The following is a 19,824-nucleotide window of genomic DNA, read 5'->3' as shown; positions in this document are numbered from 1 at the left end:
GGCCCGGCTTCGGGTTCCGGTGACGCGGGGCGGCCGGGTACGGGGGTGCACGTCTCGCACGACGCACGGCGGCGGGTCTCGCTTCGGGGCGCGAGGCTCGGCGGGGGCCCTCAGCGGTCACACATTCGACACATGCAACGAGCACCGGGCGTCAGGGGCGCCTCGGTCGCAGGGGTGCGGTTGCTCGTCGTGGTCATGTTCGCCAGTAAACCAGACAGGCGTACGGCCGGATCAAGCCTGTCCGTATGGCGGACAGGACCGACCGAGGGGTGGACGGCCGGTCAGTCCGCCGTGACGATCTCCAGGCCGTCCGCCGTGGCCTGCGCGGACACCGCCGACAGGTCCTCGACGAGCACGTCGGCGGACAGCTCGGCGGCCGGGTGGGTTGTGGTCAACGCCACGGTGGTCATGCCGGCCGCACGGCCGGACCGCAGCCCGGCGGGCGCGTCCTCGAAGACCACGCAGTCGGCCGGGTCCACGCCCAGCCGCCGGGCGGCCAGCAGGAACGGCTCGGGGTCGGGCTTGCCGCGGGTGATGTCGTCGGCGGCTATCAGGGTCTTCGGGTGGATGCCGACCTCGGCGAGCCGGGCCTGCGCGAGACGGGAGGTGGCGGAGGTGACGACCGCCCAGCGCTCCGGCGGCAACTGCGACAGCAGCGCGAGGGTGCCGGGCAGCGCCACCACGCCGCCCGCGACGTCCTCGACCTCCAGCTGCTCGATCCGGGCCAGCGCCTCGGGTATCCGGGCGGCGGGCAGCAGATCGCCGATGATCTCGGCGGCCGGACGGCCGTGCAGCTCGACCCGGGCGAATTCCTCGGCCGTGATGCCGTACTCCCCGGCCCACCGCGTCCAGCAGCGGTACACGGAGTCCATGGAGGAGACGAGGGTGCCGTCGTTGTCGAAGAGCAGTGCGGCCGCGGAGATCTTCATGCCGCGCCAGGGTACGTGACGCGGGGTGACTGCCGGGAGTGCCCGCGCATGACCGTAAGGCGTGGTCACAGGGTCCGGAGAAGCCGCCGCGCGCGTCCGGCGGGGCCGCGCGCTCCCGCCCCCCGGCCGCCGATTAGAGTCCTCTCATGCCCCTTTTCTCCACTGCGCGCAGCCGCGCCGCGCGGAGGTCCCGGTGATCGACGCGCTGACGGCCGTGATCGGCGTGACCGCTCTCGCCCTGGCCGCCTGGTGCGGCTTCGCCGCGTACCGTGACGAGCCGACGAAGGACTGGCACTTCATCGGCATGGCCGTGGTCTCGCTGTCGGCCGTGGTCCAACTGATCGTCGGGCTGGTGCAGTTGGGCGGCGGCCAGACACCGCGGGACGGTACGGCGATCTTCGTCGCCTATCTGATCGGGGCGGCGGCCTGCGTGCCGGCCACCGGTTTCCTGTCGCTCTCGGAGCGGACCCGCTGGGGCTCGGCCACCGTCGCCGCGGGCGCGGTGGTCCTCGCCGTACTGGAAGTGCGGCTGTTCGACATCTGGGGAGGCGGCCATGCCTGAGACATCCGCGGGAGCCCGGCCCTCCGAGGCCGCGCCGAAGGGCTCCACCGGGGAGCGGCGCTCCCTGGGCACCGGCCCCGGACGGCTGCTGGTGGCCCTGTACGGCGTCTTCACCGTCGCCGCCGCGTCGCGCGCGTCCTACCAGCTGATCGCGCAGTTCGACCGGGCGCCGCTGGCGTACATCCTGTCCGCGGTCTCCGCGGTGGTCTACGCCTTCATCCTGTTCTCGCTGGTGCGCGGCGGGGAGGGGGCCCGCAGGGCGGCGGTCGTCTGCTGTGCGCTGGAGCTGCTCGGCGTGCTCGGCGTCGGTACGTGGACGCTGGTGGACCGCTCCGCCTTCCCCGACGCGACCGTCTGGTCGAACTTCGGGATGGGCTACCTCTTCATCCCGATCTTCCTGCCGGTGACCGGCCTGCTCTGGCTGCGGCGGGCCCGCCGGGCGTGACGCGCTGCCCGGCGGGGCCCCCGCTGTGCGGGACCGGCCGGTCAGGCGCTCGCCACGTAGTCCTGCGGCGCGCCTTCCACGCCGGCCGCCTCCTTCTCCAGCGTGATGCGGCTGAGCCGGGGGCTCACCTGCTCGGTGCCGACAGGGGCGTAACCGTGGCTGCGGTAGAGCCGCAGGTTGCCCTCGCTGCGGTGCCCGGCGGTCAGCCGGTAGCGCTTGGCCGAGCGCTCCGTGGTCAGCCGCTCCTCGACGGCGGTCAGCAGCCGTCCGCCGAGGCCGTGGCGCTGCATCCGCGGGTGGACGACGAGCGTGCCGATGGCGGCGGTGCCGTCGGCGTCGACCGTGCCGCGTACCGCCCCGACGACCTCCGTGCCGAGCCGGGCCACCACCACGCAGGCGTCGCTCAGTTCGGCACGCAGGTCATCCAGGGTCTGGGTGAGCGGCTGGATCGAGTAGTCGTCGTACAGCGCGGCCTCCGGCTGGTAGCAGAGGTACTGGAGTTTGAGGATCTGCTCGGCGTCCTGGTCGGTCGCTGTCGAGACGGTCACGCTCGTGCCCATGCGCGTTTGCCTCCCCTTGTTCGGTTCGGTGCGCCCGGGCGCGCAGAGGGTGCGAGGGTACGCCCGGACCGGTTGCCCTGACCGACGGCGCCGTGGGGTGCACGCCGCCGTCGTGGCGTGACTGACGCTGCTGCTTCCGGACTCCCCGGTTTCGCGCAGCGGCAACCTCCGCCGTGAGCATTCTGCGCAGGCATCCCAGGCAACGGGAACGGACCGGCCCCAAGCTCCCCTGTGACATTCCCAACGCGGACGCGATTTCGCGGTAGGTGAGGTCGGAGCCGGACAACAGGGCGCGCACCAGGGCGGGGCAGCGTCCGGGGAGCCGTTCGGCGGCGGCGAGCAGCGCCCGGCGTGCCTCGGCCTCCAGGGCCGCGCGTTCGGCGACGGCGGCGATCGGCGGCTGCGGTCCGGTGGGGTCGTACGGGGTCTCCCACTGCGCCAGCCGCCGTGCGCCGCGGGCTTCGGCGCGGACCGCGTGGCGCAGCCAGCGGGCGGGTTCGGCGGGCGGTCCGGCCTCGCGGGTGTGTTCCAGCAGCCGGGTCCACACGCCCTGTTCGAGGTCTTCGGCGTCGGCTCCCGCGGCGGCCGCTTCGGCCGCGACTTCGGCGGTGAGCAGGGGGCGCAGCGTGCGAATGAGGTCGTCGTCCGTGGTGGCGTGCCGCATGGCGTGCGAGACGTGGCGGCGGCGCCGGGTGGTTTCGCCGGCGCCCCGGCCTCACCCGGCCGGGGCGCCGGCGGTGCCGGGTTGACGCCTGCCGGCGCCGGCCCGGCGTGCGCGCGGATCAGTGCTTGCGGAACTCGGCGGCGGCCAGCAGCGCCGTGTCGCAGTTGTCGGAGAAGAGGCCGTCGATGCCGGTGGCCAGGCACTTCTTGAAGTAGCCCAGCGCGTCGCCGTACGCGTTCGGGTCGGTGCCGCGGCGGAAGTCGGCGGGCAGGAAGGTGTTCTCGTTGCGGCCGGTGTAGGGGTGCAGGACCAGTCCGGCGGCGTGCGCGTCCTTGACGACGGAGGAAGGTGTGCCCAGCTTGTCGTCCTTGGTGCGCGGGAGGATGACGGTCAGGTCCGGGCCGATGCCCTGCGCGAAGCCGGAGATCCACTTCAGGCCGGCGGGCTCGACCAGGTCGGCGGTGGTGCGCGGGTCGCCCGCCACCTCGAAGTCCCAGGGGCGGTCCTTGAGGGTGCCCAGCAGGACGACCTTGGGGCAGTCGACGAGCTTGTCGAGCCGCTGGATGCTGCTGGGCTCGAAGGACTGCAGGAAGTTGGGCGCGTGCTTCTTGTGCCGTCCGTACTTGCGCAGCAGCCTGGCGAGACGTTCCTCCAGGCCCAGGCCCAGCTTGCGGAAGTAGGTGGGGTGCTTGGTCTCGATGTGCAGCCAGATGCGGCGGCCGCGCCTGCGGCCCTCGCGGTCGGCCCACTTCAGCACCTCTTCGAAGGTGGGTACGTCCCACACGCCGTCATAAAGGGTGTTGTGCTGCCGGGTGCCCGGAATGCGCTCCTTCGCCCGGAGCGTCTTCAGTTCGGCGAGCGTGAAGTCCTCGGTGAACCAGCCGGTGAGCTTGGCCCCGTCCACCGTCTTGGTGGTCTTGCGGTTCGCGAACTCCGGGTGCGCGGAGACGTCCGTGGTGGCGGTGATGTCGTTCTCGTGGCGGCAGACGAGGTGGCCGTCCTTGGTCGGCACGACGTCCTGCTCGATGACGTCCGCGCCCATGTCCAGGGCGAGCTGGTAGGAGCCGAGGGTGTGCTCGGGGCGGTAGCCGCTGGCGCCGCGGTGGCCGACGATCAGCGGTACGGGCAGCTCGCCGTGGGCGCCGTGGCCGCGCCCGCGGGAACTCGCGGCGCTCGCCGTGCCGGTGCCGCCCCAGACCGCCGCGCCCGCGCCGAGGGCCGCCGCGCCCAGTACCGTCCGGCGTCCCGGCTGCTGCCGTTCCTGCATGATCGCGCTCCTCGCTCCACGGCGCCGGTGAGGGTGTCCGGCACCTGTCAATGGGTCGGGGCGATCCTAGGCACGTACACCTTTCTGAGGGGAGACCCGGCCCCCAACGTGGGGGAAACGGATGTCAACTCTGCGTATCGGTCCCGTGAACCCGATGTGCGATCGGGGCCGGCCGACGAGTATCGTCCTGGGCTGCATACTCGTGCACGCTCGCGGCGGCCGCCGCAGACCACCCACGACCGGAGGGCCCGTTGTCCCGCATCCTGCTGAAGGCGTTCCTCGGATTCGTCATGCGTGTCCTGTTCCGCCCGAAGGTCGAGGGCGCGGAGCGCATCCCGGGCAGTGGGCCGGTGATCCTGGCCGGCAACCACGTCACCTTCATCGACTCGCTGTTCCTCTCGCTCATCGTCAAGCGCCAGGTGTTCTTCATCGGCAAGGACGAGTACGTGAACGGCAAGGGCCTCAAGGGCCGGCTGATGGCCTGGTTCTTCACCACCGCCGGCATGATCCCGGTGGACCGGGACGGCGGGCACGGCGGCGTCGCCGCGCTGATGACCGGCCGCCGCATCCTGGAGGAGGGGAAGATCTTCGGCATCTACCCCGAGGGCACCCGCTCCCCCGACGGCCGGCTGTACCGCGGCCGTACCGGCATCGCCCGCCTCGCCCTGACGACCGGTGCGCCCGTCGTGCCGTTCGCGATGATCGGCACCGACAAGGTGCAGCCCGGCGGCAAGGGCCGCCCGCACCTGGCGCCGGTGACCTGCCGTTTCGGTGAGCCGCTGGACTTCTCCCGCTACGAGGGCATGGACCGGGACCGCTACGTGCTGCGGGCCGTCACCGACGAGGTGATGAGCGACGTCATGGAGCTGTCCGGCCAGGAGTACGTGGACATGTACGCCACCAAGGCACGCGCGGCCTGACCGCCGCCCGGACCCGCTGGACGCAGGGCCCCGTCCGATCCCGGGCGGGGCCCTGCGCGTTGCCGCGGCGCTGTTTCCGTACCGCCGTCCTCCGGCCGTCCGTACGGCTAGCAAGGCACGCGGAATCCTTCCGCCGAGGGCCGCCCGGCGGCGAGCATCGCGGCCTCGGCCCGGGGCAGCACCTTGCCCTCCGCGCTGCGCAGCCGTGGCGGGACCGTGGTCGTGCCGATCCGTGCGCCCGGGGCGCTGCTGTTCTTCACCGTCACCCGGTCCAGCGGCGCGGGGTCGAGGCGCCCTCGCTCCTTGACGTACGCCACGAAGCTCTCGAAGTCGCGCTGGTGCCGGAAGGGACGGGTGAAGCCCGTGAACGCCGGATAACCGTCCTGGTTGAGCAGCGTGTACGACGGCGCCGCGACACGGTACGAGCGGGACACGTCCAGCGCGATGCCGTCGATGAACACGTCGGCCGGGTCGACCCGGTCGCCCGCCGGGCCCGTCGCGTCGAAGCTGTAGCGGACGTTGGCGGAGACGGCCAGCGGCGCGTACTTCAGACCGCCGCCGACCGGCACGGTCCACTGCTGCTCCAGCGCGTCGTGGAGCTGCTGCCCGGTGACGGTGGCCGTGACGATCGGGTCGCCGAAGCCGACCGCGTTCCACGCCTTGCCGAAGGCGACCGTGCCGTTCGTCGCGGCGTCGTACGTGAGGTCCCCGGCGATGATGGCCTGCCCGATGCGCGGCGCGATGGCGATGAGGGCCAGGTCGGCGGGGGCGGCGGGGTCGAGGTTGGCGTCGTTCATCGGGCCCTGCGGCTGCCGCCCGGCCCACAGTGCCCAGTCGGCCACCAGGTCGCCCATGGTGCTCTCGCCCGCCGCGTTGCGGGCCCGGGTGAAGGAGGCGGACTGCTTGCCGAGTGGCAGCGCGGCGCGTCGGGTCCCGTATCCGGCCCAGTACTTGACGACGTCCGACAGTTCCGGGTGGGGGGCCACGTCGCGGGTGTTGGGGTGGTTGGTGGAGGTGGTCAGCTCGCGGACGACCTTGCCGGTGGCCGGGTCCAGCCGGAGGCTGATCTCGTTGATGATCTGGCCGTGGCAGCCGGCCTCGACGAACGGACGGGGTACGCCGTCGGGGTCGGGGACCATCATGGTGAACGCGGTGTGCCAGTGGCCGCAGACGATGGCGTCGATGTCCGGCGAGCAGCGCAGCGCCAGTTCGTAGGCGGGGCCCGAAGGGTTGGTGCCGCTGTTGAAGTCGCCGCCGGCCACCGCGCCGTCGTGCATGCTGAGCACGATCGCGTTGACGCCGCGTGACTTCAGTTCGGCGGCGCAGCGGTTGGCGGTGGCCAGTTGGTCGAGGGTGCGCAGTCCGGGCTGGTAGGAGGCCGGCATGGTCTCGGTGCCGATGGCGGTCAGGTGGATGAAACCGATCGGCAGCCGCCGTCCCTGGCCGGCGTCCACCCACTCGATGTTGTACGGCGGCAGGACCGGTTCCCCGCTGCGGGCCCAGACCGTGTTGGCGCCGTAGTACGCGAAGTCGGCGCCGTGGAAACGCTGTCCGGAGGAGTCGACGAAGGAGTTGTCCCAGTCGACCGTCGGATAGGAGATGCCGTCCACCATGTGCTGGGAGAGGAAGGCGGGTGACTTGTCGAACTCGTGGTTGCCGGCCGAGGCGAAGTCCAGGCCCATCCGGTTGAGGGCTTCGACGGTCGGTTCGTCGGCGAGCGACTCGGCGGCGAACTCCCAGCCGGAGAAGAGGTCGCCGGGCGCGAAGAAGAGGGAGTTGGCGCGGTCCGCCCGCAGCCGTTCGAGGTGCGCGGCCATGTAGGCCACGCCGCCCACGGTGTACTTCCTGCCACCGGCGCCGGTGATGACCGAGCTGCTGCCCGGGGCCGCCTGGAGGTATCCGTGAAGATCGGTGATGTTGAGCAGTTGCACGTCCACGTACTCGTCAGCGGACCGCGCGTCGCGCGCGTGGCCGGAGGCGAAGGCGTGGGTGCCGACCGCGCTGGCGGTGGCCAGAGCCCCCGCCGCGGTGAGGAACATGCGTCTGCCGAGCTCTGCCAAGGTCGTCACCCTCCAGAGAGTGCCCGAGTGCGGGGGAACGACTGGAGAGTCAAACGAGCCATGGGAGCCTCCCGGCCCACACGAGGCGGCCGGAATGTGAACGGGCGGGGGACAACTGCCGTCCCCCGCCCGGTACCACGGACCACACGGGTCGGTGCGGCACGCTCTCACGAATCACTCGGATCAGTGATACGTGATGTCACAGATCACCCGGATCGGTGATGGACAGCCGCACGGACCACCCGGATCAGTGATGCGTGACCTCGGGTTCGGGCTCCACTCCGGCGGAGCCGTCCTCCAGCCGCTGCCCGCGCAGCAGGAACCACGCGGCGCAGGCGGCGGCGATCAGGACGGCCGCGCCGACCCCGGCCGCGGTGTCCAGGCCGTCGACGAACGCGTGCTGGGCGGCCTTCAGCAGACCGGCCCCGGCGTCGGCCGGGAGGGTGCCGGACGCCTCGACGGCGCCGCCGAGCGACTCCCTGGCGGCGTTCGCGGTCGCCTCGGGCACGCCGTGCGGCGTGGCGAAGTCCCGGTAGATGCTGGTGACGATGGAGCCGAGCAGCGCGATGCCGAGGGCGGCGCCCAGTTCGTACGCCGTCTCCGAGACCGCGGAAGCGGCGCCCGCCTGCTCCTTGGGCACGCTGGAGAGGATCACGTCAGCGGTGACGGTGAAGGCGAAGCCCGCCCCGACGCCGACGGCGAACAGGATCGCGCCGAGGGTGAAGGTGCTGGTGTCCTGGCCCAGGCCGATGCAGCCGGCCAGGGCCAGGCCGACCACGCCCAGGCCGCCTGCGACGACGAGCCGTACGGACAGCCGCCGGGCGACGTATCCGGCGGCCAGCCCCGCGCCCACCGCGCCGATCGCGGCGGGCAGCTCGACCAGGCCCGCGTTGAGCGGCGAGCGCAACTGCACCATCTGGAGGAACTGTGAGAGGAAGAAGACCAGACCGGACAGGCCCAGGATGGTCAGCAGGTCGGCCAGTACGGCGCCGGAGAAGCCGCGGTGCTGGAAGAGCTTCATGTCCAGCAGCGGCGACTTCAGGGACTGCTGCCGGCGCACGAAGGTGACCAGCGCGAGCAGCCCGAGGACGGCGGCCGCCGCGATGTCCCAGCGGAAGCCGTGCACCGCCGCTTCCTTGACCGCGTAGACGACGCCGACCATGCCCACCAGGGACAGGCCCACGCTGGGCAGGTCCCACGGCCCGGGGTTCGGGTTGCGGGACTCCGGCAGCACCTTGGCACCGATGATCACCAGCAGTGCCATCACCGGCAGGTTGATCAGGAAGACCGAGCCCCACCAGAAGTGGCCCAGCAGGAAACCGCCGAGCACCGGGCCGACGGCCGCGCCCGCCGAGGCCATGGCGCCCCAGATGCCGATGGCCAGGCTGCGTTCCTTGGGGTCGTGGAAGAGGTTGCGGATCAGCGCGAGGGTGGACGGCATCAGCGTCGCGCCCGCCACACCCAGCAGCGCCCGCGCCACGATCATCATGGCCGGGCTGCCCGCGTACGCCGCGAGCACCGACATGGCGCCGAACACGACCGATCCGGTCAGCAGCAGCTTCTTGCGTCCGACGCGGTCGCCGAGGCTGCCCATGGAGACCAGCAGACCGGCGATGACGAACGAGTAGACGTCACCGATCCACAGCAGCTGGGTGCCGGACGGGCGCAGGTCCTCGCTGAGGAACGGGGTGGCCAGGCCCAGGACGGTGGCGTCCACGCCGACCAGCAGGACGGCGAGGACCAGGACGGCGAGCGCGAGCCAGCGTCCGGGGCGGGGCTGGTCCTCCGCGGTGGCGCCGGTGCGCTCCGCGGTCTCCTTGGCGGGCTTGCTCATTTCTCCATGCTCCGTCGGATGCCGCCGAGCAGCAGCTCGGCGATCGAGTGGTCGAGGTCTCTGCGGGCGACGCGCCCCTCGTGCACGGCCCACGCGCCGGCGCCGATCAGCCCGTACAGCGCCTCGGTGAGCCAGACGGGCGTCAGGTCGATCCGGAAGTCGCCTTCCTCCTGGCCGCGCCGGAACAGGGCGTGGATGCGGGCGTCCAGCCGCGCCCAGCCGTCGTTGACCTCCTCGCCCTCGAAGAGCTGGTTCTCGGTGTAGAGGAAGGACAGGAAGCCGGCGACGGGCTCGGACTCGGTGATCAGCCGGCGCAGCGCCGAGACGGCGTCGTCCTCGTCCAGGCGGGCGGCGTCCAGCGCCTCGGTGAACTGCTCGATGCCCAGCTCCTCCAGCGCTTTGATCAGGGCGTCACGGCCCGCGAAGTGCCGGTGGAGGGTGGCGCGGCTGATGCCGGCGGCCTTGGCGATCTCGTCCATGCCGGCGGTCGCCTTGCGGGTGAGCAGGCCGGCGGCTTCTTTCAGTACGTGTTCTCGGTCAACGGCCATGAGACATAGGGTACCCGAATGAGACACGAACGTCTCACGTTTTCCCTTGCCGCCCCTCCCCCTCGCCCTCCCCCTCCCGGAAATGGCCGCGGCCCCTCCGGACATCTCCGAAGGGGCCGCGGCCCGGATGCGAACACCGCCGTCCGGTGCTCGCACCCGCCGTCTTCATGCAGGTGAACAGGTGCTCAGCGCTTGGCGTCCACCCACTCCCGCTGCGCCGCCAGGTCCGCCTTGACCTCCGCCAGCTGGACGGCGACGGCGGACGGGGCCGTGCCGCCCCGGCCGCTGCGCGAGGCGAGCGCGCCCGGCACGTTCAGGACCGTACGGACCTCCGGCGTCAGGTGCGGCGAGATGGCGGCGAACTGCTCGTCGCTCAGCTCGTCCAGCTCGATGCCGTGCCGCTCGCATTCCTTGACACACCCCCCGGCGACCTCGTGCGCCACCCGGAACGGCACGCCCTGCCGTACCAGCCACTCGGCGATGTCCGTGGCCAGCGAGAACCCGGCCGGGGCCAGTTCCGCCATCCGCTCCCGGTTGACGGTCAGCGTGGCCATCATCCCGGTGAACGCCGGCAGCAGGATCTCCAACTGGTCGCATGAGTCGAAGACCGGCTCCTTGTCCTCCTGGAGATCCCGGTTGTACGCGAGCGGCAGCGCCTTCAGGGTGGCCATGAGGCCCGTCAGATTGCCGACCAGCCGACCGGACTTGCCGCGCGCCAGCTCGGCGATGTCCGGGTTCTTCTTCTGCGGCATGATCGAGGAACCGGTGGAGAAGGCGTCGTGCAGGGTCACGAAGGAGAACTCCTTCGTGTTCCAGATGATGATCTCCTCGGCGATCCGGGACAGGTCGACGCCGATCATCGCGGTGATGAACGCGAACTCGGCGACGAAGTCCCGGGACGCCGTCCCGTCGATGGAGTTGGCCGCGCTGCCGCCCTCGAACCCGAGATCGGCGGCGACCGCCTCCGGGTCCAGCCCGAGCGAGGAACCCGCCAGCGCGCCCGACCCGTACGGCGAGACCGCCGTCCGCGTGTCCCACTGCCGCAGCCGCTCCGCGTTCCGCGACAGCGCCTGGACGTGTGCGAGGACATGGTGCGCGAACAGCACCGGCTGCGCGTGCTGGAGGTGCGTACGGCCCGGCATCGCCACCTCCGGATGCGCCTCCGCGAGGCCGACCAGCGCCTCCTGAAGATCCGCGATCAGTCCGCCGATGATCCGGGCGTGATCGCGCAGATACATCCGGAACAACGTGGCGACCTGGTCGTTACGGGACCGCCCGGCCCGCAGCTTGCCGCCGAGGTCCGGACCGAGCCGCTCCAGCAGCCCCCGCTCCAGCGCGGTGTGCACGTCCTCGTCCTCGACCGTGCCGACGAAACTCCCGTCGGCGACGTCGGCTTCCAGCCGGTCCAGCCCGCCCAGCATCCGCGTCAGCTCGTCCTCGGTGAGCAGCCCCGCCTTGTTCAGCACCCGCGCGTGGGCACGGGAACCCGCGATGTCGTACGGCGCCAGCCGCCAGTCGAAGTGGACGGAGGCGGACAGCTTCGCCAGGGCCTCGGCGGGCCCGTCGGCGAACCGGCCGCCCCAGAGCCGGACGTCACCGCTGTTGCTGCTCACTTGCTCAGCTCCTCGTGGATGGTGGGATGTACAGATCCCCGGCGGCCGGACGGAACCGGCCACCGGGGACGGGGCCGGGGCAGCGCCCCGGCCCGTGACGGCATTCCGCCCCTGGGCTTTCCGCCCTTACGCCAGATCCCGCTTGGCGGCGATCTTCGACGACATGCCGAAGATCTCGATGAAGCCCTTCGACAGCGACTGGTCGAAGGTGTCGCCCGTGTCGTACGTCGCCAGGTTGAAGTCGTACAGCGACTGCTCGGACCGCCGCCCGGTGACCACCGCGCGCCCACCGTGCAGCGTCATCCGGATGTCACCGGAGACCGCCTGGTTCGCTTCCTCGATGAACCCGTCCAGGGCCCGCTTCAGCGGCGAGAACCACAGACCGTCGTAGACCAGCTCGCCCCACCGCTGCTCGACCTGCCGCTTGTAGCGGGCCAGCTCACGCTCGACGGTGACGCTCTCCAGCTCCTGGTGGGCGGTGATCAGCGCGATCGCGCCGGGCGCCTCGTAGACCTCCCGGGACTTGATGCCGACCAGCCGGTCCTCGACCATGTCGATCCGGCCGATCCCGTGCGCCCCGGCCCGCTCGTTGAGCTGCTGGATCGCCTGGAGCACGGAGACCGGCTTCCCGTCGATCGCGACCGGCACCCCCTCCTTGAAGGTGATGACCAGCTCGTCGGCCTCGCGCGGGGTGGCCGGGTTGGATGTGTACTCGTACACGTCCTCGATCGGCGCGTTCCAGATGTCCTCCAGGAAGCCGGTCTCCACGGCCCGCCCGAAGACGTTCTGGTCGATCGAGTACGGCGACTTCTTGGTCGTGGTGATCGGCAGGTTCTTGCTCTCGCAGAACGCGATCGCCTTGTCCCGCGTCATCGCGTAGTCCCGGACCGGGGCGATGCACTTCAGATCAGGAGCCAGCGAGGAAATCCCCGCCTCGAACCGCACCTGGTCGTTCCCCTTGCCGGTGCAGCCGTGCGCCACGGTGCTCGCGCCGTGCTTCTTGGCGGCGGCCACCAGGTGCTTGACGATCGTGGGCCGGGACAGCGCGGAGACCAGCGGGTACCGGTCCATGTACAGCGCGTTGGCCTTGATCGCCGGCAGGCAGTACTCGTCGGCGAATTCGTCCTTGGCGTCCGCGACCTCCGCCTCGACCGCGCCACAGGCGAGCGCGCGCTTGCGGATGACGTCCAGGTCTTCACCGCCCTGGCCGACATCCACAGCCACGGCGATGACCTCGGCGCCCGTCTCCTCGGCGATCCAGCCGATGGCGACGGAGGTGTCCAGGCCGCCCGAGTAGGCGAGTACGACGCGCTCGGTCACGGGTTTCTCCTTACGGTGCATACGCTGATGGGTATAACTATGCACTCCACCGCATGATTCGTCAACGCGCTTCACACGAATGGCGCAGCCGCACGGCCCGCCCGAGGCATCACCGCAGGTCAAACGCGACGCGCAGCCCCCGCACCCGCTACTCCCCCAGAACCTCCACCAGCACCGTCACATGGCTCAGCTCCATGCTCTTGGTCGCGGTCAACAGGGTGAGCGGCCCGGCCGCCGCATACTCCCGCAGCCGCTCCAGGGCCTCCGCCGCCGGCGAAGCCGCCAGCTCCTCCCGATACCGCGCGGCGAACTCCTCGTACCGCTCGGCCCGGTGCCCGTACCAGGTACGCAGCTCCTTCGACGGCGCCACGTCCTTGCACCACTCGTCCAGCCGCGCGGCCTCCTTCGCCACCCCCCGCGGCCACAGCCGGTCCACGAGCACCCGCACCCCGTCCCCGGCCTCGGGCTCCTCGTACACGCGACGCTGCCGGACCTTCCCCGGCCCTTGCCGATCACCCATGGCGCCATGGAAGCACGCCCCCACCCGACCCGCGCGGCACTCCCTCGCCCTTTTTCGGCCGTTCTGCACCCTTGCGAGGACCCCGCTTTGGAATCAGGGGCCCGGACAGGGTATTTTTCTTGTGCACGCCGCGACCGGGAAAACCCGGCCGAAGCGAGCACCGGGACGTGGCGCAGCTTGGTAGCGCACTTGACTGGGGGTCAAGGGGTCGCAGGTTCAAATCCTGTCGTCCCGACGGTGCTGTGAGGGCCCGTCGTCCGGAAGGGATTCCGGACGACGGGCCCTTCTGCGTGCTCCTTGTCTCAGGTGATCGGCCGCCCACCGCGGATCACCGCGATCACGTCATGCACCGCCCCCACATCCGCCACCGGATCCCCGCCCACCGCGACCAGGTCCGCGTCGTACCCCGCCGCGATGCGGCCCTTGCGATCGCCCAGGCCGCATACCTGTGCCGCCGTCGACGTTGCCGCCCGCAGGGCCTGCACCGGGGTGAAGCCGAAGTCGACCATGGCGGTGATGCCGTACGGGTAGCTGCCGTGGGCCTTGACCGGGAAGATGCCGGAGTCGCTGCCCAAGGCCATGGTCACGCCGGCTTCGCGCAGGGTGGCCAGGCCGGTGACGAGGGACGGGATGCGGCGGGCGATGTGGGCGGGGGGTGGGGGGCCGCCGGGGAGGGCGCCGAGGGTGAGGGAGGCGGTGGTGCCCCGGTGGGCCATTTCCTCGATCACCTGGCGGTCGAAGTCGACGCCGGTCCCGGTGAGGAAGAAGCAGTGTTCGATGGTGTCGAAGCCGGTGGCCACGGCTTCGCGGATGCCGGTGGTGGCGTGGGCGTGGGCGGCCGTCCGAAGGCCGTGGTGGTGGGCCTCGTCGACGATGGCGCGGAGTTCGTCGCGGCCGTACTGGACGCTGTACGGGTCCGAGCCGGGGGTGAGGTCGCCGCCGGTCACCATGACTTTGACGAGGTCGGCGCCGCGTTCGGCCCGTTCTCGTACCGCCGCGCGGACGCCGTCCACGCCCTCCGCCCGGCCGCCGAGGAACCAGCAGTGGCCGCGGGCGGTGGTGAGGGGCGGACCGGAGGCGATCACATGTGGGCCGGCCGCCGGGTCCTGTGCGGTTTCCGCGCGCAGGCGGAGGGTGAGGTATCCGCGGTCGCCGAGGTCTCGTACGGTCGTCACTCCGGCGGTCAGGGAGGCTCGCGCGGCGGCTCGTACGCGGTCGAGGAGGGTGGTGTCGTCGGCGGTGGTGAGCCGGCCGATGACGTCGTCGCTCGCGTCGAACGCCAGGTGGGTGTGGGTGTCGATGAAGCCGGGGAGGAGGGTCGCGGCGCCCAGGTCGAGGATCTCGGTCCCGATCAGCGGGACCCCGCCGGGGCGGACGGCGGCGATCCGGCCGTTCTCGATCAGTACGGTGGGCCGTTCGGTCAGTCCTGGTCCCACTCCGTCGAACAGTGCTCGTGCGCGTACGGCCAGCATCGGGCCTCCCGTGCCGCGTGCTTCCCGGCCACCCGAGGCGGGCCCCGTGCCGCCCGGCCGCGGCGGCCTGGACGGAGGCCCAGTACAGCGGCCGGGCGGGTGGCCGGGCGGGGAACCCGCGGTTCAGCGTGCTTTTTGCGCCAGGTGCAGCAGGTGGTCGGCGAGGGCCTGGCCGCCGGCCGGGTCGCGGCTGATGAGCATCAGGGTGTCGTCGCCGGCGATGGTGCCGAGGATGTCGTGCAGTTCGGCCTGGTCGATGGCGGAGGCGAGGAACTGGGCGGCGCCGGGCGGGGTGCGCAGGACCACGAGGTTGGCGGACGCCTCGGCGGAGATGAGGAGTTCCCCGGAGAGCCGGCGCATCCGCTCCTCCTTGGCGGACTCCCCCAGCGGCGCTCGCGGCTTGCGGTCGCCGCCCTCGCTCGGTACCGCGTAGATCAGCTCACCGCCGGTGTTGCGGATCTTCACCGCGCCCAGTTCGTCCAGGTCACGGGAGAGGGTGGCCTGGGTGACGGAGAGGCCGTCGTCGGCGAGCAGCTTGGCGAGCTGGCTCTGGGAGCGGACGGCCTGCCGGTTGAGGATGTCCACGATCCGGCGGTGGCGTGCGGTGCGGGTCTGCGGTACGGCAGGCCCCCCGTGCAGCGTCTCGTTGTCCTGCGCCTCGGTCATCGTTGTCGTCAGTCTCCGGATCGTTGTTCCCCGTGTGCCCCTGCGAGGGCCGCGTCGAGGACGGCGGGGAGCTTCCGGAGGAACGTATCCGCTTCGTCGTCCGAGACGATCAGCGGCGGGGCGAGCCGGATGACGTCCGGCGCGACCGCGTTCACCAGGAGGCCCGCGTCCTGAGCCGCTCGCTGCACCTGCGGTGCGAGGGGCTCGGACAAGACGATACCCAGGAGGAGTCCCACGCCGCGGACCTGGCCGACGAGCGGGTGCGCCGACGCCTCGATCCCGCCACGCAGCCGCTCGCCGACCCGCTTGACGTGGTCGAGGAGTCCGTCGGCCTCGATGGTGTCGAGGACGGCGAGCGCGCCCGCGCACACGACCGGGTTGCCGCTGAAGGTCGAGCCGTGCGAGCCGGGGGTCAGCAGATCGGCGGCGGGGCCGAAGGCGAGGGTGGCGCCGATGGGCAGGCCGCCGCCGAGGCCCTTGGCGAGGGTGATCACGTCGGCCTCGACACCCTGGGCCTGCGACGCCAGCCAGTGGCCCGTACGGCCGATGCCGGTCTGGATCTCGTCCAGGACGAGCAGGGTGCCGGTGGCGGCGGTGATCTCGCGGGCGGCGGCGAGGTAGCCGGGGGGCGGTACGACGACGCCGTTCTCGCCCTGCACCGGTTCGATGATCACGAGGGCGGTGTCGGTGGTGACGACGGCCCGCAGCGCTTCCGCGTCCCCGTACGGTACGAAGTCGACGTCGCCGGGCAGCGGCCGGAAGGGGGCCTGCTTGGCGGGCTGGCCGGTGAGCGCGAGGGCACCCATGGTGCGGCCGTGGAAGCCGCCGATGGTGGAGACCAGGTGCGGACGCCCGGTCAGCCGCCCGATCTTGAAGGCGGCCTCGTTGGCCTCGGCGCCGGAGTTGGAGAAGTAGACCCGGCCGGGGCGGCCGGCGATCCGCAGCAGCCGTTCGGCCAGCTCGACGGTCGGTTCGGCGACGAAGAGGTTGGAGACGTGCCCGAGCGTGGCGATCTGCTCGGAGACGGCGCGGACGACGGCGGGGTGCGCGTGGCCGAGGGCGTTGACGGCGATGCCGCCGAGGAAGTCGAGGTAGTCGTTGCCGTCGGCATCCTGGACACGGACGCCTTCGCCGCGTACGAGGGGGACGCGCGGGGTGCCGAAGTTGTCCATCATGGCGCCCTGCCAGCGCTCGGTGAGCGCCGTGTTGGACGCCGCGCCCGCCGCCGTACCGAGCGCTGTCCCTGTAGCCGTGCCGCTCATGCCGCTCCCACCTTCTCGCTCACGTTCGCGTCCGTACCGGCGCCCGTCTCCGCGTCCGGCACGACCATGGTGCCGATGCCCTCGTCGGTGAAGATCTCCAGCAGGATCGAGTGCTGCACCCGGCCGTCGATGACCCGGGCGGTGTGCACCCCGTTGCGTACGGCGTGCAGGCAGCCCCGCATCTTCGGCACCATGCCGCTGGCCAGGTCGGGCAGCAGCTTCTCCAGCTCGGTGGCGGTGAGCCGGGAGATCACCTCGTCGCTGTGCGGCCAGTCCTCGTACAGGCCCTCCACGTCGGTGAGGACCATCAGCGTCTCGGCACCGAGGGCCGCGGCCAGCGCCGCCGCGGCGGTGTCGGCGTTGACGTTGAAGACGCCGGTCCCGTCGCCCTCGTCGGCGCTGCGGGCCACGGAGGAGATGACCGGAATGCGGCCGTCGTCCAGCAGGGCCCGTACGGCGCCGGGGTCGATCGCGGTGACCTCGCCGACCCGCCCGATGTCCACCCGCTCGCCGTCCACCTCGGCGTAGTGCTGGGTGGCGGTCATCAGGTGGGCGTCCTCGCCGGTCATGCCGACGGCGAGCGGGCCGTGCTGGTTGAGCAGCCCGACCAGTTCGCGCTGCACCTGTCCGGCGAGCACCATCCGTACGACGTCCATGGCCTCGGGCGTGGTGACGCGCAGGCCCGCCTTGAACTCCGACGTCAGGCCCAGCCGGTCCAGTTGGGCGCTGATCTGCGGGCCGCCGCCGTGCACGACGACCGGCCGCAGCCCGGCGTGCCGCAGGAAGACGACGTCCTGGGCGAAGGCGGCCTTCAGCTCCTCGTCGACCATGGCGTTGCCGCCGAACTTGATGACGACGGTCTTGCCGTGGTGGCGGGTGAGCCAGGGCAGCGCCTCGATGAGGGTGCGGGCCTTGGGCAGCGCGGTGTGCTTGCGGGTGCTCATGAGGAGTACGCGCTGTTCTCGTGGACGTAGTCGGCGGTGAGGTCGTTCGCCCAGATCACCGCGGACTCGGTGCCCGCGCTGAGGTCGGCGGTGATCCGTACCTCCCGGTAACGCATGTCGACCAGGTCCCGGTCCTCGCCCACCGAGCCGTTCTTGCAGACCCAGACGTCGTTGATGGCGACGTTCAGCCGGTCCGGGTCGAAGACGGCGGAGGTGGTGCCGATGGCGGACAGCACACGCCCCCAGTTCGGGTCCTCGCCGTGAATGGCGCACTTCAGCAGGTTGTTCCGGGCGATGGACCGGCCCACCTCGACCGCGTCGTCCTCGCTCGCCGCGCCGACGACCTCGATGCGGATGTCCTTGCTCGCGCCCTCCGCGTCCCCGATGAGCTGCCGCGCGAGGTCGTCGCAGACCGTGCGGACCGCGTCGGCGAACGCGTCGTACTCCGGGACCTCCCCGGAGGCGCCCGAGGCCAGCAGCAGCACCGTGTCGTTCGTGGACATGCAGCCGTCGGAGTCGACCCGGTCGAAGGTGGTCCGCGTCGCGTCGCGCAGCGCCCGGTCCAGGACCGGCGGCTCCAGGTCCGCGTCGGTGGTCAGCACGACGAGCATGGTGGCCAGCCCCGGCGCGAGCATCCCCGCGCCCTTGGCCATGCCGCCGACCGTCCACCCGTCCCCGCCGGCCACGGCGGTCTTGTGCACACTGTCGGTCGTCTTGATCGCGATGGCCGCCTTCTCCCCACCGTGCGCGCTCAGCTCGACGGCCGCCTTCTCCATCCCCGGCAGCAGCTTGTCCATCGGCAGCCGTACGCCGATCAGGCCGGTCGAGGCGATGGCGACCTCACCCGCGCTGTGCCCCTTGAGCACCTCGGCGGCCTTCTCCGCGGTGGCGTGGGTGTCCTGGAAGCCCTCGGGACCGGTGCAGGCGTTGGCGCCGCCGGAGTTCAGCACCACGGCCGAGACCCGGCCGCCCTTGAGGACCTGCTCGGACCACAGGACCGGAGCGGCCTTGACGCGGTTGGCGGTGAAGACGCCGGCGGCGGCCAGTCGCGGACCGTTGTTCACCACCAGGGCGAGGTCCGGGTTCCCGTTCTCCTTGATCCCGGCGGCGATGCCCGCCGCCGAGAAACCCTTGGCTGCCGTGACGCTCACGGTGCGACTCCGATCGTTGAGAGCCCGGTGGCCTCGTCGAGGCCCAGGGCGATGTTCATGCTCTGCACCGCGCCGCCGGCGGTGCCCTTCGTCAGGTTGTCGATGGCGCTGACCACGACGATCCGGTCGGCCGCCGCGTCGAGCGCGACCTGCACCAGCGCGGTGTTCGACCCGTACACGGCCGCGGTGGACGGCCACTGTCCCTCGGGGAGCAACTGGACGAACGGCTCGTCCCCCAGCGCCTTCTCGTACGCGGCCCGCAGGTCGGTGCCGTCCACGCCGGGCCGGGCCTTGGCGGAACAGGTGGCCAGGATGCCGCGGGACATGGGCGCGAGGGTCGGCGTGAAGGAGACGGTGACCGGCTCCCCCGCCACGGTGCCCAGATTCTGCGCCATCTCCGGCGTGTGCCGGTGCACCCCTCCCACCCCGTACGGGCTCATCGAGCCCATCACCTCGCTGCCCAGCAGGTGCGGCTTGGGCGCCTTGCCCGCGCCGGAGGCGCCCGAGGCGGCGACCACGACGGCCTCCGGCTCGGCGAGCCCCGCCGCGTACGCCGGGAAGAGGGCCAGCGAGACGGCCGTCGGGTAGCAGCCCGGCACCGCGATACGCCGCGCCCCGCGCAGCGCCTCCCGCGCCCCCGGCAGCTCGGGCAGCCCGTACGGCCAGGTGCCGGCATGCGGCGAACCGTAGAACTTCTCCCAGGCCGCCGGATCCGCCAGCCGGAAGTCCGCCCCGCAGTCCACCACCAGCACCTCGGGCCCCAGCGCCTCGGCCACCGCGGCGGACTGCCCGTGCGGCAGCGCGAGAAAGACGACGTCGTGCCCGGCCAGCGCCTCGGCCGTGGTGGCCACCAGCTCCCGCCCGGCCAACGGCACCAGGTGCGGCTGCACCACTCCGAGGCGCTGCCCGGCGTTGCCGTGCGCGGTCACCGCGCCGATCTCGACCTCCGGATGCCCCAGAAGCAGCCGCAGCACCTCTCCCCCGGCATAGCCACTCGCTCCGGCCACTGCTGCTCGTACTGGCATGGATCCTCCTCCTTGGAGGCATGACTATACGGAATACGGCAGGTTTATGCAATGGCGGGTGG

Annotated in this window: 18 protein-coding genes, 1 tRNA gene and 1 pseudogene; 4 read left to right on the top strand and 16 right to left on the bottom strand. The window is 71.8% G+C overall.

What is annotated here, in order from left to right; genetic code table 11:
- Positions 1-281 precede the first annotated feature (281 nt).
- Complete coding sequence (locus tag ACZ4QV_RS15340) at positions 282-929, bottom strand: HAD family hydrolase (RefSeq protein ID WP_361156221.1); 648 nt, start codon at positions 927-929, stop codon at positions 282-284.
- Positions 930-1,122: 193 nt separating this feature from the next.
- Here ACZ4QV_RS15340 and ACZ4QV_RS15335 point away from each other — a divergent pair, with 193 nt between their 5' ends.
- Together ACZ4QV_RS15335 and ACZ4QV_RS15330 are read left to right on the top strand one after the other, a co-directional pair.
- Positions 1,123-1,491 (top strand): hypothetical protein, encoded by a 369-nt coding sequence (locus ACZ4QV_RS15335; protein ID WP_361589916.1) that lies wholly within the window; start codon positions 1,123-1,125, stop codon positions 1,489-1,491.
- On the top strand, positions 1,484-1,936 hold the full coding sequence (locus ACZ4QV_RS15330) for a hypothetical protein (RefSeq protein ID WP_361589919.1): 453 nt from the start codon (positions 1,484-1,486) through the stop codon (positions 1,934-1,936). Before ACZ4QV_RS15335 ends, ACZ4QV_RS15330 begins: the two co-directional genes overlap by 8 nt.
- Positions 1,937-1,977: 41 nt before the next feature.
- On the opposite strand, the gene ACZ4QV_RS15325 is transcribed toward ACZ4QV_RS15330, so the two are convergent.
- From ACZ4QV_RS15325 to ACZ4QV_RS15315, 3 genes and pseudogenes are all read right to left on the bottom strand, one after another.
- Entirely contained in the window at positions 1,978-2,496 is a 519-nt protein-coding gene (locus tag ACZ4QV_RS15325; protein WP_467762964.1) for a GNAT family N-acetyltransferase, read from the bottom strand.
- Between the two features lie 142 nt (positions 2,497-2,638).
- Positions 2,639-3,160: pseudogene (locus ACZ4QV_RS15320) on the bottom strand (sigma-70 RNA polymerase sigma factor region 4 domain-containing protein); the annotation flags it as partial.
- A gap of 118 nt (positions 3,161-3,278) precedes the next feature.
- Positions 3,279-4,427, bottom strand: coding sequence for a glycerophosphodiester phosphodiesterase (locus ACZ4QV_RS15315; RefSeq protein WP_361156234.1), 1,149 nt, complete (start codon positions 4,425-4,427; stop codon positions 3,279-3,281).
- 251 nt (positions 4,428-4,678) lie between these two features.
- Here ACZ4QV_RS15315 and ACZ4QV_RS15310 point away from each other — a divergent pair, with 251 nt between their 5' ends.
- Positions 4,679-5,347 carry a lysophospholipid acyltransferase family protein gene (locus ACZ4QV_RS15310; protein ID WP_361156237.1) on the top strand — a complete coding sequence of 223 codons (669 nt, stop codon included), beginning with the start codon at positions 4,679-4,681 and terminating at the stop codon, positions 5,345-5,347.
- Positions 5,348-5,454: 107 nt separating this feature from the next.
- Here the strand turns inward: ACZ4QV_RS15310 and ACZ4QV_RS15305 are convergent, their stop codons facing one another.
- From ACZ4QV_RS15305 to ACZ4QV_RS15280, 6 genes are all read right to left on the bottom strand, one after another.
- Complete coding sequence (locus ACZ4QV_RS15305; protein ID WP_467762984.1) at positions 5,455-7,386, bottom strand: bifunctional metallophosphatase/5'-nucleotidase; 1,932 nt, start codon at positions 7,384-7,386, stop codon at positions 5,455-5,457.
- A gap of 268 nt (positions 7,387-7,654) precedes the next feature.
- On the bottom strand, positions 7,655-9,241 hold the full coding sequence (locus ACZ4QV_RS15300) for an MFS transporter (protein WP_361156240.1): 1,587 nt from the start codon (positions 9,239-9,241) through the stop codon (positions 7,655-7,657).
- Positions 9,238-9,789, bottom strand: a complete 552-nt coding sequence (locus ACZ4QV_RS15295) for a TetR/AcrR family transcriptional regulator (protein ID WP_361156243.1) — start codon at positions 9,787-9,789, stop codon at positions 9,238-9,240. The genes ACZ4QV_RS15300 and ACZ4QV_RS15295 overlap by 4 nt, the downstream gene beginning before the upstream one ends.
- A gap of 185 nt (positions 9,790-9,974) precedes the next feature.
- Positions 9,975-11,402, bottom strand: coding sequence for an argininosuccinate lyase (gene argH, locus ACZ4QV_RS15290; protein ID WP_361614567.1), 1,428 nt, complete (start codon positions 11,400-11,402; stop codon positions 9,975-9,977).
- A gap of 126 nt (positions 11,403-11,528) precedes the next feature.
- Positions 11,529-12,722 (bottom strand): argininosuccinate synthase, encoded by a 1,194-nt coding sequence (locus ACZ4QV_RS15285; RefSeq protein ID WP_361156248.1) that lies wholly within the window; start codon positions 12,720-12,722, stop codon positions 11,529-11,531.
- Between the two features lie 148 nt (positions 12,723-12,870).
- Positions 12,871-13,242 (bottom strand): DUF488 domain-containing protein, encoded by a 372-nt coding sequence (locus ACZ4QV_RS15280; RefSeq protein ID WP_361156250.1) that lies wholly within the window; start codon positions 13,240-13,242, stop codon positions 12,871-12,873.
- Positions 13,243-13,403: 161 nt separating this feature from the next.
- On the opposite strand from ACZ4QV_RS15280, the gene ACZ4QV_RS15275 reads away from it, so the two are divergent.
- Positions 13,404-13,477: transfer RNA gene (locus ACZ4QV_RS15275), tRNA-Pro, on the top strand.
- Between the two features lie 67 nt (positions 13,478-13,544).
- Here ACZ4QV_RS15275 and ACZ4QV_RS15270 read toward each other — a convergent pair.
- From ACZ4QV_RS15270 to argC, 6 genes are all read right to left on the bottom strand, one after another.
- Positions 13,545-14,714 (bottom strand): metal-dependent hydrolase family protein, encoded by a 1,170-nt coding sequence (locus ACZ4QV_RS15270; RefSeq protein ID WP_361156252.1) that lies wholly within the window; start codon positions 14,712-14,714, stop codon positions 13,545-13,547.
- 123 nt (positions 14,715-14,837) lie between these two features.
- Entirely contained in the window at positions 14,838-15,380 is a 543-nt protein-coding gene (locus tag ACZ4QV_RS15265) for an arginine repressor (RefSeq protein ID WP_030017304.1), read from the bottom strand.
- A gap of 8 nt (positions 15,381-15,388) precedes the next feature.
- Positions 15,389-16,642: an acetylornithine transaminase gene (locus ACZ4QV_RS15260; protein WP_361156255.1), complete on the bottom strand. Its 1,254-nt coding sequence runs from the start codon at positions 16,640-16,642 to the stop codon at positions 15,389-15,391.
- Positions 16,639-17,586 carry an acetylglutamate kinase gene (argB, locus tag ACZ4QV_RS15255; protein WP_361156258.1) on the bottom strand — a complete coding sequence of 316 codons (948 nt, stop codon included), beginning with the start codon at positions 17,584-17,586 and terminating at the stop codon, positions 16,639-16,641. Before argB ends, ACZ4QV_RS15260 begins: the two co-directional genes overlap by 4 nt.
- The gene (gene argJ / locus ACZ4QV_RS15250) at positions 17,583-18,737 is read right to left on the bottom strand and encodes a bifunctional glutamate N-acetyltransferase/amino-acid acetyltransferase ArgJ (protein ID WP_361614570.1); all 1,155 of its coding nucleotides are present in this window, start codon (positions 18,735-18,737) and stop codon (positions 17,583-17,585) included. The genes argB and argJ overlap by 4 nt, the downstream gene beginning before the upstream one ends.
- Positions 18,734-19,762, bottom strand: a complete 1,029-nt coding sequence (gene argC / locus ACZ4QV_RS15245; protein WP_361156263.1) for an N-acetyl-gamma-glutamyl-phosphate reductase — start codon at positions 19,760-19,762, stop codon at positions 18,734-18,736. The genes argJ and argC overlap by 4 nt, the downstream gene beginning before the upstream one ends.
- Positions 19,763-19,824 lie beyond the last annotated feature (62 nt).

It is taken from the genome of Streptomyces sp. NPDC026394 (genome assembly GCF_055567735.1).
This window is presented reverse-complemented; position numbering and strand designations above follow the sequence as displayed.

Excerpts from the sequence above, each read along its gene's own strand:
- ACZ4QV_RS15340 (WP_361156221.1), bottom strand. The coding sequence starts at position 929 with ATGAAGATCTCCGCGGCCGCACTGCTCTTCGACAACGACGGCACCCTC.
- ACZ4QV_RS15330 (WP_361589919.1), top strand. The coding sequence starts at position 1,484 with ATGCCTGAGACATCCGCGGGAGCCCGGCCCTCCGAGGCCGCGCCGAAG.
- ACZ4QV_RS15325 (WP_467762964.1), bottom strand. The coding sequence starts at position 2,496 with ATGGGCACGAGCGTGACCGTCTCGACAGCGACCGACCAGGACGCCGAG.
- ACZ4QV_RS15315 (WP_361156234.1), bottom strand. The coding sequence starts at position 4,427 with ATGCAGGAACGGCAGCAGCCGGGACGCCGGACGGTACTGGGCGCGGCG.
- ACZ4QV_RS15305 (WP_467762984.1), bottom strand. The coding sequence starts at position 7,386 with ATGTTCCTCACCGCGGCGGGGGCTCTGGCCACCGCCAGCGCGGTCGGC.
- ACZ4QV_RS15300 (WP_361156240.1), bottom strand. The coding sequence starts at position 9,241 with ATGAGCAAGCCCGCCAAGGAGACCGCGGAGCGCACCGGCGCCACCGCG.
- ACZ4QV_RS15295 (WP_361156243.1), bottom strand. The coding sequence starts at position 9,789 with ATGGCCGTTGACCGAGAACACGTACTGAAAGAAGCCGCCGGCCTGCTC.
- ACZ4QV_RS15280 (WP_361156250.1), bottom strand. The coding sequence starts at position 13,242 with ATGGGTGATCGGCAAGGGCCGGGGAAGGTCCGGCAGCGTCGCGTGTAC.
- ACZ4QV_RS15270 (WP_361156252.1), bottom strand. The coding sequence starts at position 14,714 with ATGCTGGCCGTACGCGCACGAGCACTGTTCGACGGAGTGGGACCAGGA.
- ACZ4QV_RS15265 (WP_030017304.1), bottom strand. The coding sequence starts at position 15,380 with ATGACCGAGGCGCAGGACAACGAGACGCTGCACGGGGGGCCTGCCGTA.
- ACZ4QV_RS15260 (WP_361156255.1), bottom strand. The coding sequence starts at position 16,642 with ATGAGCGGCACGGCTACAGGGACAGCGCTCGGTACGGCGGCGGGCGCG.
- argB (WP_361156258.1), bottom strand. The coding sequence starts at position 17,586 with ATGAGCACCCGCAAGCACACCGCGCTGCCCAAGGCCCGCACCCTCATC.
- argC (WP_361156263.1), bottom strand. The coding sequence starts at position 19,762 with ATGCCAGTACGAGCAGCAGTGGCCGGAGCGAGTGGCTATGCCGGGGGA.